Annotated in this window: 10 protein-coding genes and 1 rRNA gene; 7 read left to right on the forward strand and 4 right to left on the reverse strand. The window is 41.0% G+C overall.

Translation table 11 applies throughout. The annotated features are described in order from the left end of the window. Window positions 1–296: 296 nt before the first annotated feature. From SLS51_RS12340 to tyrA, 3 genes are all read left to right on the forward strand, one after another. Window positions 297–1,103 (forward strand): alpha/beta fold hydrolase, encoded by an 807-nt coding sequence (locus tag SLS51_RS12340; protein ID WP_323838818.1) that lies wholly within the window; start codon window positions 297–299, stop codon window positions 1,101–1,103. 396 nt (window positions 1,104–1,499) lie between these two features. Beyond that, window positions 1,500–2,594 (forward strand): 3-deoxy-7-phosphoheptulonate synthase, encoded by a 1,095-nt coding sequence (locus SLS51_RS12345; protein WP_323838820.1) that lies wholly within the window; start codon window positions 1,500–1,502, stop codon window positions 2,592–2,594. A gap of 5 nt (window positions 2,595–2,599) precedes the next feature. Continuing rightward, the gene (gene tyrA, locus SLS51_RS12350) at window positions 2,600–3,721 is read left to right on the forward strand and encodes a bifunctional chorismate mutase/prephenate dehydrogenase (RefSeq protein WP_323838822.1); all 1,122 of its coding nucleotides are present in this window, start codon (window positions 2,600–2,602) and stop codon (window positions 3,719–3,721) included. Between the two features lie 1,098 nt (window positions 3,722–4,819). Here tyrA and SLS51_RS12355 read toward each other — a convergent pair. From SLS51_RS12355 to bamD, 4 genes are all read right to left on the reverse strand, one after another. After that, the gene (locus SLS51_RS12355; RefSeq protein WP_323838824.1) at window positions 4,820–5,266 is read right to left on the reverse strand and encodes an H-NS histone family protein; all 447 of its coding nucleotides are present in this window, start codon (window positions 5,264–5,266) and stop codon (window positions 4,820–4,822) included. Between the two features lie 585 nt (window positions 5,267–5,851). Continuing rightward, window positions 5,852–7,009 (reverse strand): bifunctional chorismate mutase/prephenate dehydratase, encoded by a 1,158-nt coding sequence (gene pheA / locus SLS51_RS12360; RefSeq protein ID WP_323838826.1) that lies wholly within the window; start codon window positions 7,007–7,009, stop codon window positions 5,852–5,854. Window positions 7,010–7,287: 278 nt separating this feature from the next. After that, the gene (raiA, locus tag SLS51_RS12365; RefSeq protein WP_323838828.1) at window positions 7,288–7,650 is read right to left on the reverse strand and encodes a ribosome-associated translation inhibitor RaiA; all 363 of its coding nucleotides are present in this window, start codon (window positions 7,648–7,650) and stop codon (window positions 7,288–7,290) included. Window positions 7,651–7,937: 287 nt separating this feature from the next. Then, window positions 7,938–8,669, reverse strand: coding sequence for an outer membrane protein assembly factor BamD (bamD, locus tag SLS51_RS12370; protein WP_323838839.1), 732 nt, complete (start codon window positions 8,667–8,669; stop codon window positions 7,938–7,940). Between the two features lie 138 nt (window positions 8,670–8,807). Here bamD and rluD point away from each other — a divergent pair, with 138 nt between their 5' ends. The 4 genes from rluD to SLS51_RS12390 all read left to right on the forward strand — a co-directional run. Then, on the forward strand, window positions 8,808–9,785 hold the full coding sequence (gene rluD, locus SLS51_RS12375; RefSeq protein WP_323838830.1) for a 23S rRNA pseudouridine(1911/1915/1917) synthase RluD: 978 nt from the start codon (window positions 8,808–8,810) through the stop codon (window positions 9,783–9,785). After that, window positions 9,786–10,517 carry a purine nucleoside phosphorylase YfiH gene (gene yfiH / locus SLS51_RS12380; protein WP_323838831.1) on the forward strand — a complete coding sequence of 244 codons (732 nt, stop codon included), beginning with the start codon at window positions 9,786–9,788 and terminating at the stop codon, window positions 10,515–10,517. Window positions 10,518–10,651: 134 nt separating this feature from the next. Beyond that, on the forward strand, window positions 10,652–13,225 hold the full coding sequence (clpB, locus tag SLS51_RS12385) for an ATP-dependent chaperone ClpB (protein ID WP_323838833.1): 2,574 nt from the start codon (window positions 10,652–10,654) through the stop codon (window positions 13,223–13,225). A 455-nt stretch (window positions 13,226–13,680) separates the two neighbouring features. Next, window positions 13,681–14,016 (forward strand): 16S ribosomal RNA (locus tag SLS51_RS12390); the annotation flags it as partial.

The following is a 14,016-nucleotide window of genomic DNA, read 5'->3' on the forward strand; positions in this document are numbered from 1 at the left end:
ATTACGCTCCTCAGGAACGAAATCAATGTTGCCTTTTATGAAGAAGGATGTTTACTCATCGATAAATTATTCGGCAATACATTATTATCAGATCGTAATAATCTTAAAGACAATTATTTTGAGAGTTTTATACCCTATGGATTTCAAGATGCATCGCGACGGCAAGGGAGTGAATCCCCGGGAGCATAGATAACTATGTGACCGGGGTGAGCGAGTGCAGCCAACAAAGAGGCAACTTGAAAGATGACGGGTATAGAATAATTTCAGACGTGATTAACTGACTATAAGGATTTGCTTTGAAAACTTTTCAAATACATAACAAAACAATGGCTTACCGAGATGAAGGTGAAGGTTTCCCGTTATTATTGGGACATAGCTATTTGTTTGATTCTACTATGTGGGAGCCTCAGATCGAGGCCTTAAGTAAAAAATACCGGGTGATTGCTCCTGATCTCTGGGGGCATGGAAACTCGGGAGAGCTACCAGAACAACATAGCACTTTGGCTGATTTGGCTCGGGATTACCTGGCGTTGATGGATCAACTTGGCATTAAAGAATTCGCTATCATCGGTTTATCTGCTGGTGGTATGTGGGGAATTGAGTTGGTTGCTATGGCGCCGGACAGAGTTAAGGCACTGGTTTTGATGGATACCTTTGTCGGATTAGAACCGGAGGTGACTTATACAAAATACTTTGCCATGCTGGATGCGATAGAACAGGTTGGTGCAATTCCTCAATCTATTTTGCAACAGCAGATAGTGCCAGCCTTCTTTAGCCAACAACCTGCTCAGCATTTGGTTGATGAATTAACTCAGCGTCTGGTAGCCATTCCTGCGGAAGTATTGCGTAATAGTATTGTTCCGTTAGGTAGAATAATATTTGGGCGTGAAGATAGCACTCATTTGTTGGAAAAATTAGATATTCCCTCGCTTGTTATTACTGGTGAACAAGATACGCCTCGCCCGCCTCTGGAGGGTTATTTGATGGCTGAAATATTGCACTGTGATCATATTATTATCCCGGATGCAGGGCATATTTCCACATTGGAGCAACCCTATAAAGTTAATCAGGAATTAATTGCTTTTTTACAGCAAGCTTTGTAACAGACATTTTAATAAAGAGGCCGGATTTTCCGGCCCGAGTATATTAAGTTTAAAAGATCGATATATACCCGTTATCCTTCAAGTTGCCTCTTTGTTGGCGGCACTCGCTCACCCCGGTCACATCGTTATCTATGCTCCCGGGGATTCACTCCCTTGCCGTCGCGATGTATCTTGAAATCCATAGGTATATATATGAAATAGTTTTAATCTTATTAATTAATTATAGAATAAATTTATCACTAAATTGACTCTTTTTTCATTTATTGTAAATAATAATTTACAGTGTTTTTAGTTTGTTTACACTTTCGGATTGTATTCTTTACGATGCGTGATATGTTATTAATCAAATGTATAAAAAAAATGAGTACAGAATGATAACTTGAGGAGAAAATCGACATGTTCATGCAAAAAGATGCACTTAATAACGTTCACATCAGTGGTGAGAAAATTCTTATCACGCCAAAAAAATTAAAGCAACAATACCCACTGAGTGATGATGATCTGCATGTTATTGCAAATGCACGTAAAGCAATTGCGGATATTATTCAGCGCCGTGATCCCCGTTTGCTGGTAGTGTGTGGTCCTTGCTCTATTCATGACGTGGATGCGGCTCTGGATTATGCTCACCGTTTGGCCGCCCTTTCTGCTGAATTGAGTGATAGCTTGTACATCGTCATGCGTGTCTATTTTGAAAAGCCTCGTACAACCGTGGGTTGGAAAGGTCTTATTAATGATCCATACATGGATGGTTCATTTGATGTGGAAGCTGGTCTGCATATTGCTCGTCGCTTACTACTTAGTTTGGTTAAAATGGGATTACCTCTTGCAACAGAGGCTTTAGATCCGAATAGTCCACAATATTTGGGGGATTTATTCAGTTGGTCTGCAATTGGTGCGAGAACCACAGAATCTCAGACACACCGGGAAATGGCTTCGGGTTTATCTATGCCGGTTGGTTTCAAAAATGGGACTGACGGTAGCTTGAACACGGCAATTAATGCGATGTGTGCAGCTGCTATGCCACACCGTTTTGTGGGAATAAATCAGTCGGGGCAGGTGTGTTTATTACAAACGCAAGGGAACCCGAATGGACATATTATCTTGCGTGGTGGTAAGACCCCTAATTACAGTGCTCAACATGTCATGGAATGTGAACAGCAAATGATGCAATCTGGATTATTGCCATCCTTAATGATTGATTGTAGTCATGGTAACTCTAATAAGGATTTTCGTCGTCAAAGTTTGGTTGTGGATTCTGTTGCGGATCAGATCATTTCAGGTAATCAATCTATTACTGGCATTATGTTGGAGAGCCATATTCATGAGGGTAACCAATCTTCTGAGCAACCGCGTAGTGAAATGAAATATGGTGTATCAGTGACTGACGCGTGTATTAGTTGGCAGACGACAGAGGCAATTCTAAGAAAATTACATCAGCAAATTAGCATGCAATTGTCGCAAAGAATGGCAGTACTGAAAAAAGCGGGATAATAAATATGGCGGCTGAATTATCTCAATTGCGGGATAAGATTGATGAAGTAGATAAAGCTTTGCTGAGCTTGCTGGCAACGCGTCTGGAATTGGTTGCAGAGATTGGTGAGGTAAAAAGTCGGAATGGATTGTCGATTTATGCGCCTGACAGAGAAATGGCGATGCTTGCTTCACGTCGGCAGGAGGCTGAGGAGTTTGGTGTTCCACCGGATTTAATTGAGGATATTCTGCGCCGCATTATGCGGGAGTCCTATACCAGTGAGAATAGCAAAGGGTTTAAAACGCTTTGCCCTCAATTGGGGCCGATAGTCATTGTTGGTGGCTTGGGCAAAATGGGGAAACTATTTGGCCGTTTGTTAACTTTGTCTGGTTATGAAGTCAGAAATCTGGAACCACAAGATTGGCCTAACGCGGAGCAGATTCTGGCGGGAGTGGGTATGGTGATTATCAGTGTACCTATTCATTTGACGGAAGAGGTTATTCGCCGTTTACCGCCATTACCTGACCATTGCATTTTGGTGGACTTGGCGTCCGTTAAACAGCAGCCATTACAAGCTATGCTTGAGGCGCATAAAGGCCCCGTGTTGGGATTACATCCTATGTTTGGGCCGGATGTTAGTAGTTTGGTAAAACAAGTTGTTGTTTACTGTGACGGACGTCAAGAGGAAGCTTACCAATGGTTTTTAGAACAGTTGTTGATTTGGGGGGCTTGCTTGCATCAGATGAACCCTGAACAGCATGATAAAAACATGAGCTTTATTCAGGCGTTGCGCCATTTCACGACATTTGCTTATGGGCAACATCTCGCACAGGAAGGTGTGGATTTACAACAACTGTTATCAATATCTTCACCCATTTACCGTTTGGAACTGATCATGGTCGGGCGCTTATTTGCGCAAGATCCTCAGCTCTACGCGGATATTATTATGTCATCACCAGAGAATATTGATCTTATACGCCGTTATCATCAAAGTTTTGGGCAAGCGCTAGCGATATTGGAAAACCAAGACAAACGGGCTTTTGTCAGCAATTTTGAAGATGTTAGTGAATGGTTTGGTGATTATGCACCTCATTTTATGAGGGAAAGCAGGGTATTGCTTCAACAAGCGAATGATAGTCGTCAATAATTAAAAAGAACCGGATATGACAATATCCGGTTCAATTTGCTGATAATGAGGGTGAAAGGTTTTGCGGATTAGATCACATTAAAGGCATAAAATAGAGAAATAGTTTAAATTAAACCGTAGAAAAGCAATGCTATTGGACGGGTTAAAATCGTGTAAAGCCAGTTTAAACTGGCGTATTTAAAGTATTTAACTTTACATAGTAAATGTGCAATATAATAACGCTGAAAGTAACTGAGTTATTATTTGATTAAATTATTTATTTGCGGATTTTGTTACGCCGATTTTTTATCATCGGATTATTTAACTGGTTTAGGAAAAGCTTATTCTCCGGTTGAAAACGTTATTAAAGACGGCTTCTTTTTGGAGATATATTTTCTGGTAAACGGATAAACCTATTCATATTTTCATTTATCTTTTTTTCCGAGGTAGGTAAGCATTGGTAAAGCCAGTTTTTATTTCTTATTTTTCACTGATAGTTTTACGATAGGCAGTTTTTAAGTTGTTATTAAAAATCATGGTTTTAATTTCTGGATTTAATCGGTATACGGTTTTAATCGTGTTTTAACCCCCCCCTTTTTTTAACAGTTGTTTTTCCCTCTTTTAATGCCTTTTTTATTAAAGTTTAACCATCATGGTATGTTGGTATTTTACGTTCAATGAATATTAATCATATTCGTTTTAAGCATTAAAAAAACCGGTTTTTATTTCTTATTTTTTACTGATGGTTTTACGATGGGCAGTTTTTAAATTATTATTAAACGTCATGGTGTTAACTTCTGGATTTAATCGGTATACGGTTTTAACCATGTTTTACCCTTTTTTATTGCGTTATTTTTATAACTTGCTTCGTAAAATAATTGGGATATGGCATCGCTGATGAAGAAATTAAATATGGTGGGAATAGGCTTTATTTAGATGCTCTTTACCTTTTAAAAAATTGGCATTAATGGATACCTGTTTTTTTAACACTTTTTTGATTAATAACCGAGTTAATCACCGATAAAAAGGCGCTTGCGATCGCCCCAAAAAGCGAATGCAAGCAAAAAAGGAAAGTAAATAAGATTAAAACTTGTGAGGCTATTCTCATTCTGAGGTTTTTTATTTTTGAATTAAAAATTCATTTAATAAATGACCTTCATTGAGTAGTTTTTGTAAACCTGATGGTTTTTTTCCGTTTCCTGACCAGTATTTAACTTCTCCATTTTCATTAAACTGATACTTAGGTTTTCTCGTCTTTCCTTTTCCTGCATTTGATTTTTTAGGTTTAAAACTAGAGACGGTAACAGGTATGTTAATGGTCTTAAGATCAAGGCCGTTTTCTTCAATCAGTCTTAATATTTCTAAACGTTTTTGTTCTTTTTGCTCCGCTTCTAAACTCATTAATCTGAAGGTTTCTTTGTTGTCTTGCAAGACGGTCTCTAATGCTTTGTAAACATCTTCTAACCATTCAACGTCTTTTGTTTGAGCAAATCTTCTTAATGTGGATATTCTTGATAAATGGTTTGATATAATCCCATATTCTTGTTCTATGGTTAATGTTGTCATTTTGTCACCTTGTTAATAAGTTTAAAACCTGTATTTTCTGATGTTTTCTCTTCCAACGTCAGTATAACACCGAATTTTTTACTGGCTTTAAAAAAGCTTTAATCATTTCTGTTTTACCTTTAATGATTAAAGTTTTTGCCTTCTTTTTCACGATATGCTTGCGGTTTTTTCCCAAGTTTTAAAACCGTGGTGATAGATAAAATGTGGTTTTTATTAATACCGGTTTTATCACATTCAGATAAAACGTATTTAAGCTTACGTGAATAAGTGGAAATTTTTTAATCCCTTGTTTTTAGATGGCGTGAAAAACGATAATCCATATTATTTAATCTGAGAAAGTCGGGGTTTACGGAATAAATAAAAAGCCTTTAAACCGAAAGGTTAAAGGCAGTAAAAGTTTTCTCATTGATATACCCGTTATCTTTCAAGTTGCCTCTTTGTTGGCTGCACTCGCTCACCCCGGTCACATCGTTATCTATGCTCCCGGAGATTCGCTCCCTTGCCGTCGCGATGCATCTTGAAATCCGTAGGGTATAGTTAAAACGCTAATCTAAACCGGGTATTTTAATACCCGGTTCTTTTTAATCAGGAGGGGTTAACCGGTATCACACTTTCTGTTGGGTAACATCCCAATACCTTTAATGAATGAGTGATTTTCGCCAATGCTTTCAGGACGTGTTGCATATTGATTGAACGAATATTAGCTTGGACATCAATATAAAACATCTCTTCCCACGGATTTCCGTTGATCGGGCGGGATTCCAGCTTACTCATGATAATATTATGTTTTTTCAGCACCATTAGCGCATCTACCAGTGCTCCTGCTTGCTGTCCGGTTGCCATAATAAATGTCGTTTTGGCCGGTACTTGTTCTGCTACTTCAATAGGCTGACGGGCAACAATAATGAAACGAGTAATATTATGTGATTGATTTGCCAGATTCTGTTCCAGAACCTGTAATTGATAAAGTGCACCGCCCGCTTCACTCCCTAAAGCTGCAATTTCTGGTGAATTCTGTTCGGCGACTTTTTGCATCGCTGCGGCAGTGCTTTCGCAATATTTAATTTTCCAATGTGGGAATTGATTAATATATTGGCTACATTGTTGGAATGGTTGAGGGTGACTGTAAACCGTTTTGATCTCTGATAGCGTTGTGTCTCTTGCAACGAGTAGGCAATGGTCAATAGGAATGGTTATTTCTCCCACAATGGACAAATGGGTATGTTGCAACAAGTCATAAACATCATTGATGGAACCGGAACTGGTATTTTCAATGGGTAACATTCCGTAATCCGCTTGGCCTGTTTCAACCAAGGAGAAGATATCCTGGAACTTATGGCAGCTACACTCAATTAATTGATTGAAATGGCGTGCGGCATATTGGCGAGCTGCGATATGAGAGTAGGAACCTCTAGGACCGAGGAATGCAATACGCGCTGAATCTTGGGGTGTTTGATTTAGGTGTTGCTGCAATAGTGCTTGTTGAGTGAGGACGGAATCTTCAATGATCATCTGAAAGAGACGAGAGATATAAAAACCGTCAAGCCCGTAGTTTTTTCCTTTTTTAATTAGAATATCTAATAGTTCTCGTTCGCGATCTTTGTCTCTGATAGGGCGATTATCCTGTAACTTAGTTTGTGCAATATCAAACGCTAATTGGCGACGCTCTGCTAATAGAATCAGTAACTTTAAATCAAGTTCGCTGACTTTTTCCCGTATTTTTAACAAATTACTTTGATCCATAAATAGGTTCCTAATGGGTTATTCACATTCTGATAATAATCGGTTTGCAATGGACAGAAAAAAGCCTCCCGATGTGGAGGCTTGTATTCATCATATTCTCATATTCATAGTTTGTGTGACTGCTTTTTGCCCAATCGGGCGAAGCTTCCCATCTCATTAGCAGCCGTCCGTGCTGGGCAAGGGTTTACGGTGATTTTTGTTAATTAACCTTATGTTGTTGTTTCTGTCAACAAAAAACGCGTCCAAATTGGACGCGTTAGAGGCAAGTCATTGTTATTTTATTGTGATATTTCTGGTTCTGTTTCTAGTGGTGTTTCTAGGTTAAGGTTTGATTCTTTAACACTGTTGTCAGTACGGCGTGCTTCTCCCTTATGCTGTACTTTATTCAATTGGCGCTCCAGTTTTGTTAATAATTCATTGATAGCAATATACATATCTTCATGCTTTGCCCCGGCAACTAGCATACCATTTGGTATACTTATGGTTGCATCAGCCCTAAAAGTTTGAGGCCCTTTTGATAGAATAATATGAGGATTTATCAGATTTACTTGCCATTTATTTAGTTTGTTTAGCCGTTTTTCGACGTGGTTGCGAATTGCCGGGGTAATCTCCATTTGTTTACTGGTAATATTTACTATCATATAGTTACCTCTCATTATTGATTATCCACCTTCAATAATTTCAGCATACATTTCTTTTTCATGAAAAAGGTGATCTAAATCACTATTTGATCAAGCATGAGGCAACTAGTTGAAGTAATTGTGATTAGTGGTAAAAATACGAAGAATATCTATTGCAGGATTGAAGCTAATGAGACACTATTGACAAGTTGAGTCTTTTATTCATCCTAATTGATAAGCGGTCTTTTTGGGATTTGATAAGTAAAAATAAAACAGCGGCACTAACCGCTGTTTTATTGTCTATTTTTTTATACCGGATTAGCAGCAATGAGTTTTGCTACTTTATCTGCCTGAGCGATTAAACCCAAATGTGTATAAGCTTTTTTCATATAAGGCAGTGCTTCGAGAGTTGACTGTGTATCAGGGTAATCACGTAACATTTGTTCAACCCGATTTACCACCGCGACATAGGCGCCACGTTTGTTATAATATTCCACAACAGAAAGCTCATACTTTGCCAGGCGCTCTTTGATAAACATTAAACGCTTAATGGCATCGGCAGTATACAGGCTGTTAGGATGATAGCGTACTAATTGGCTAAAATCCTTGAATGCTACTCTGGCGTGTTCAGGATCACGATCTGAACGGTCAATGCCGAAGAAACTTTGCAATAGACTGTTATCTAAGGCTTGTGAAGTTAATCCACGCATGTACAGAACATAATCGATGTTGGGGTGAGTTGGATTCAGGCGTATGAAGCGGTCAATGGAAGCGAGAGCCATTGGCAAGTCAGAGGATTTATAATAAGCATAAATCAGATCGAGTTGTACTTGCTGCGAATAGGGGCCAAATGGATAGCGATTATCGAGGGTTTCCAATTGCTTGATCGCATCGGGATAGCTACCTTTTTGCAGCTTTTCTTGGCCCTTAGAGTAAATTTCCGCAGGTGGGCTGTCGGGGACAGCATTTTTATTACCAGAGCACCCGGAAAGTACCAGGCTCAATGTGGCTGCCGCCACCAGATATTTTATGCGTATCATCACGTGTTGATTATCCTCTGAGTGTTTTTCTGGGAGACTATCCATGAAGCTCCCGGCAAAAGATCGAGTTACAATAGCACACTATATTAAATTAAACGGCTCTGCCGTCAAAACTCAACGTAAGTGTAGAAACAATATATGGCACAACAAATACGACTTAATACAACAGTCGCCGAATCTCAGCTCGGTCAACGTTTAGATCAGGCTTTGGCTGAATTGTTCCCTGATTATTCAAGATCACGCATAAAAGATTGGATCTTGGATGACAGAGTTCAGGTTAATGGCAAATTAATCAATAAGCCAAAAGAAAAAGTGCTGGGAGGTGAAGAAATTGCCATTGATGCCATCATTGAAGAAGATGCGCGTTGGGAACCTCAGGATATTGCGTTAAATATTGTCTATGAAGATGATGACATTCTAGTCATAAACAAATCGCGTGATTTGGTCGTCCATCCAGGAGCAGGAAACCCAGATGGTACGGTATTGAATGCACTGTTATATCATTATCCTGAAATTGCCGATGTTCCTCGGGCAGGCATTGTTCACCGTCTTGATAAAGATACGACAGGGCTGATGGTCATTGCTAAAACGGTTCCCGCTCAAACGCGTTTAGTCGAATCACTCCAACTGCGCGAAATTACCCGTGAATATGAAGCGGTAGCGACAGGTTGTATGACGGCAGGTGGAATGGTTGAAGAGCCCATTTCTCGTCATCCAACAAAACGAACACATATGGCAGTGCATCCAATGGGCAAACCGGCGATTACCCATTATCGGGTAATGGAACATTTTAGGGCACATACTCGTCTACGCCTGAGATTGGAAACCGGCAGAACACACCAGATACGTGTTCACATGGCTCATATCAGTCACCCATTGGTAGGCGATCCTTTGTATGGTGGTCGTCCTCGTCCTTTGAAAGGGGCTTCTGATGAGTTTCGCGAGGTAATGCGCAACTTTGATCGTCAGGCATTGCACGCCACCATGCTGCGTCTTTATCATCCGATAACCGGCATTGAAATGGAATGGCACGCTGAATTACCTGAAGATATGGTGATGCTGATTAAGGCATTAAAAGCAGATGCAGAAGCGTTTAAAGACGAAATGGATTGGTAAATGACCGCGCTTATTTTTCCAAACTGGCCACAACCGACGACAGTAAAAGCTTGTAGTTCTACCCGTTTAGGGGGAATAAGTTTATCACCTTACGATAGCCTGAATCTGGGTAAGCATGTTGGTGATAAACCTGATGTTGTTGAACAAAACAGGCATATTTTAGCGAAAATGGCAGAACTGCCTCAGCAACCAGTCTGGTTAGAACAGGTTCATGGTACGCGTGTTGTGAGACTCAATGGTCAGCCACTGGAAGATAATAGAGCTGATGCTGTTTATACCAATATTCCTGGACAGGTTTGTGCTGTGATGACAGCAGATTGCCTGCCTGTACTATTTTGCAGTTCTGCTGGTGATGAGGTTGCGGCTGCCCATGCGGGGTGGCGAGGTTTATGTGCTGGCGTACTGGAAAACACTATCGCTCAATTTAAAGCTAAACCTAATCAGATCCAAGCTTGGTTAGGGCCGGCAATGAGTGCGAAAAAATTTGAAGTTGGCAATGAAGTTTTGCAAGCGTTCACTATCCAGCATGCTGATTTGAGTCGAGCTTTTATACCTTTTGGCGAAAAGTATTTAGCGGATATCTATTTGTTGGCAAAGTTAAAATTGCAATCTGTTGGTGTGAAAGCGATTTTTGGCGGGGATGAATGTACTGTCAGTAATAAAGAGAAATTTTTCTCTTATCGTCGTGATGGGATCACCGGACGTATGGCAACTTTAATCTGGCTGATATAACCTATCCCGTAGGGCGATCCGTTGGCGCATAAGAGAATATCTCACAATTTGCTTTTCAGAATAACCTTGAATATTTGAGGAATGGCCTCATTTAATCTCCAGTAGCAAAATTCTGAATAGTTATTGGAGGTGTTATGCGTCTGGATCGTCTTACTAATAAATTCCAGCTTGCTCTCGCTGACGCCCAGTCTCTTGCACTTGGGCATGATAATCAGTTCATCGAACCAATTCACTTAATGAGTTCACTGTTAAAACAAGAGGGTGGCTCTATTCGCCCATTATTAACGTCAATTGGGATCGATGCAGGCCGTTTCAGCAATCAGCTTGAGCTGGCTTTAGAACGTTTGCCGCGGGTACAGGGTATTGGTGGTGATGTACAACCATCCAATGACTTAGTTCGTCATTTAAATCTGTGTGACAAACTGGCACAAAAAGCCGGGGATAATTTTATCTCCTCTGAATTATTTGTTCTGGCAGCATTGGAAGAACGTGGCACATTAAGTGACATATTGAAAGCTGTTGGCGCAACAAAAGAAAAAATCACTAAGGCAATAGAACAAATGCGTGGTGGTGAAAAAGTTGATGATCAGGGAGCGGAAGATCAACGCCAAGCCCTGAAAAAATACACTATTGATCTGACTGAACATGCTGAACAAGGCAAACTTGATCCGGTGATTGGCCGTGATGAGGAAATTCGCCGTACCATTCAGGTATTACAACGCCGTACTAAAAATAACCCGGTCTTAATTGGTGAACCCGGGGTTGGTAAAACAGCCATTGTGGAAGGGCTTGCTCAACGGATCATTAATGGTGAAGTTCCTGAGGGGCTTAAAAATAAGCGAGTCCTTTCCTTGGATATGGGCGCGCTATTAGCAGGGGCTAAATATCGTGGTGAATTTGAAGAGCGTTTGAAAGGTGTGTTGAACGACCTTGCTAAACAGGAAGGCAATGTCATTCTGTTTATTGACGAATTGCATACTATGGTTGGTGCCGGTAAGGCTGATGGTGCAATGGATGCTGGTAACATGTTAAAACCCGCCTTGGCCCGTGGTGAACTTCACTGTGTTGGTGCAACAACACTGGATGAATATCGTCAATATATTGAAAAAGATGCAGCGCTGGAACGCCGTTTCCAAAAAGTTTATGTTGCAGAACCTTCCGTAGAGGACACTATCGCTATTTTGCGCGGTCTGAAAGAGCGTTATGAGTTACATCATCATGTACAAATTACTGACCCTGCAATTGTCGCGGCAGCAACATTATCTCATCGTTATATCTCAGACCGTATGTTGCCAGATAAAGCTATCGACTTGATCGATGAAGCGGGTGCCAGTTTACGTATGCAAATGGATTCAAAACCGGAAGCGCTGGACCGTCTGGAACGTCGGGTTATCCAATTGAAGTTGGAACAGCAGGCGCTGAAAAAAGAGTCTGATGATGCCAGTAAAAAACGGCTTGAAATGCTTAATGAAGAGCTGCTCGTAAAAGAACGCGAATATTCTGAACTAGAAGAAGAATGGAAAGCTGAAAAAGCAGCACTTACGGGTACTCAGCACATAAAAGCGGAATTGGAAAATGCCCGTATCAGTTTAGAACAGGCACGCCGCAGTGGTGATTTAGCGAAGATGTCTGAAATTCAGTATGGAAAAATACCTGGATTGGAAAAACAACTTGCCGCAGCCACACAAGCTGAAAGTAAGCATATGAAACTGCTTCGTAACAAAGTTACCGATGCGGAAATTGCAGACATTCTTGCTCGTTGGACGGGGATTCCTGTTGCCAGAATGCTTGAGAGTGAAAAAGATAAACTGTTGCGCATGGAGCAAGAGCTGCATAAACGTGTTATTGGTCAGGATGAGGCAGTCGATGCAATATCTAATGCGATTCGCCGTAGTCGTGCTGGATTAGCTGATCCAAACCGTCCGATTGGCTCATTCCTGTTCCTTGGTCCAACGGGTGTTGGTAAAACTGAGTTGTGTAAGGCGTTAGCGAATTTCCTGTTTGACAGCGATGATGCAATGGTGCGTATCGATATGTCTGAATTTATGGAAAAACATGCCGTATCACGGTTGGTAGGAGCACCGCCGGGATATGTTGGTTATGAAGAAGGTGGTTATCTAACAGAAGCGGTTCGTCGTCGGCCTTACTCCGTTATTCTGCTTGATGAAGTGGAAAAAGCGCACTCGGATGTATTCAATATCTTATTACAGGTGTTGGATGATGGTCGATTGACTGATGGGCAAGGTCGTACTGTCGATTTCCGTAACACGGTTGTCATCATGACTTCTAATCTCGGGTCGGACATGATTCAGGAGCGTTTTGGTAGTCTAAATTATGATGAAATGAAAGATATCGTGATGGGAATTGTCAGCCATAATTTCAGACCTGAATTTATTAACCGTATTGATGAAGCTGTTGTATTCCATCCATTAGGGCGTCAGCATTTGTCTGCGATTGCAGATATCCAATTGCAACGTTTATACAAGCGATTGGAAGAACGTGGTTATCAGGTCACGATGACTCAGCAAGCGTTGGAAATATTGGCGGAAGCCGGGTTCGATCCTGTTTATGGAGCACGGCCATTGAAGCGAGCTATCCAGCAGGAAATCGAAAACCCACTAGCTCACAAGATACTTTCCGGCCAACTATTGCCAGGAAAACCAGTTACTCTGGATGTGGAAAATAGCCATATCGTCGCAAAGCAATAACTTTATATTTAACGAGAGAGTAAAATTAACGAGAAATAAGGGGCAGGAATCTGCCTCTTTTTTTATCATTTTGCGCATTAAATCGCAATTTAGCCTTGTTTTTGCTTAATTTGTGTTCGAATGGATTTTTTTTGTAATTAAATGCTTGCCAGCGCCAAAGAACGCCCTATAATGCGCCACCACTGACCGACACAACGCTGATAAACATTGTGAGGTCGGGCGGAGAACCAGCCAATAAGTGCTTGACTCTGCGGGCGAAAAGCGTAGTATACGCAGCCCGGCTGAACGAGAATATTATTTTTTATTTCAGCCTGCTCTTTAACAATTAATCAGACAATCTGTGTGGGCACTCACAAGACCGTATCACAAAAAAATATGTTTTAAAGTCTTGAAGAGTGAACAACAGTTAATTCATTACGAAATAATTAGTCAGAATTCTTTGAGCATCAAACTTTAAATTGAAGAGTTTGATCATGGCTCAGATTGAACGCTGGCGGCAGGCCTAACACATGCAAGTCGGGCGGTAACAGGAAAGCGCTTGCGCTTTTGCTGACGAGCGGCGGACGGGTGAGTAATGTCTGGGGATCTGCCCGAGGGCGGGGGATAACCACTGGAAACGGTGGCTAATACCGCATAATGTCGCAAGACCAAAGTGGGGGACCTGAAAGGGCCTCACGCCATCGGATGAACCCAGATGGGATTAGCTGGTAGGTAGGGTAATGGCCTACCTAGGCGACGATCTCTAGCTGGTCTGAGAGGATGACCAGCCACACTGGGACTGAGACACGGCC

Origin of the sequence: Photorhabdus africana (assembly GCF_035181445.1) — a bacterium.
In the GTDB taxonomy this organism is placed as follows: Bacteria; Pseudomonadota; Gammaproteobacteria; order Enterobacterales; family Enterobacteriaceae; genus Photorhabdus; species Photorhabdus laumondii.

Excerpts from the sequence above, each read along its gene's own strand:
- SLS51_RS12345 (WP_323838820.1), top strand. The coding sequence starts at position 1,500 with ATGTTCATGCAAAAAGATGCACTTAATAACGTTCACATCAGTGGTGAG.
- rluD (WP_323838830.1), top strand. The coding sequence starts at position 8,808 with ATGGCACAACAAATACGACTTAATACAACAGTCGCCGAATCTCAGCTC.
- clpB (WP_323838833.1), top strand. The coding sequence starts at position 10,652 with ATGCGTCTGGATCGTCTTACTAATAAATTCCAGCTTGCTCTCGCTGAC.
- yfiH (WP_323838831.1), top strand. The coding sequence starts at position 9,786 with ATGACCGCGCTTATTTTTCCAAACTGGCCACAACCGACGACAGTAAAA.
- SLS51_RS12355 (WP_323838824.1), bottom strand. The coding sequence starts at position 5,266 with ATGACAACATTAACCATAGAACAAGAATATGGGATTATATCAAACCAT.
- pheA (WP_323838826.1), bottom strand. The coding sequence starts at position 7,009 with ATGGATCAAAGTAATTTGTTAAAAATACGGGAAAAAGTCAGCGAACTT.
- bamD (WP_323838839.1), bottom strand. The coding sequence starts at position 8,669 with ATGATACGCATAAAATATCTGGTGGCGGCAGCCACATTGAGCCTGGTA.
- raiA (WP_323838828.1), bottom strand. The coding sequence starts at position 7,650 with ATGATAGTAAATATTACCAGTAAACAAATGGAGATTACCCCGGCAATT.
- tyrA (WP_323838822.1), top strand. The coding sequence starts at position 2,600 with ATGGCGGCTGAATTATCTCAATTGCGGGATAAGATTGATGAAGTAGAT.